We start from the raw sequence: 542 nt of genomic DNA, 5'->3' as shown, positions 1-542 counted from the left end.
GGACTAATGCTGACAAGGGTTGGTGCTGCAGGCTGATAGGTGAAGCCGCCACTTAATACCGCATTAGAGACACCATTATTGACCACCACATTCACCGCCAAAGCCCCACTGACATAAGCTGGAGTCACCGCCGTAATACTGGTCGCGCTATTCACCGTGATTCCAGTCGCAGCAATACCACCAAGGGTTACTGTCGTGTTGGGTGTAAAGCCGGTGCCGGTTAAGGTGACCGTCGTGCCGCCAGCCACAGGACCTGTGCTCGGGCTAATACTTACTAAGGTCGGGGCAATCGCCGTATAGGTAAAGCCGCCGGTTATGGTCGCGCTCCCTGCAGTATTGGTTACTACCACATCCTTCACCAAGGAACCACTGACATAAGCTGGAGTACTCAAGGTAATCGTCGTCGCGGTCACCGCAGTCACGCTTGCTGAAATGCCGCCAATGGTGACCGTAGTTCCAGGTACAAAACCGGTACCCGTAATCGTGGCCGTTGTACCACCAGCAATGGAACCGCTATTGGGAACAATCGAACTTAAGGTAGG

The 542-nt window shown here is 53.9% G+C and carries 1 protein-coding gene; it reads right to left on the bottom strand.

Annotated features, from left to right (window positions below):
- Positions 1-542 (bottom strand): IPT/TIG domain-containing protein (locus ACD661_RS16930; protein WP_400189010.1); only part of this gene is annotated, 542 nt, incomplete at both ends.

Source organism: Legionella lytica, assembly GCF_044626755.1.
Taxonomy (GTDB): Bacteria; Pseudomonadota; Gammaproteobacteria; order Legionellales; family Legionellaceae; genus Legionella; species Legionella lytica_A.
The sequence above is the reverse complement of the archived record's forward strand: the minus strand, read 5'-3'. Positions and strand labels throughout refer to the sequence as shown.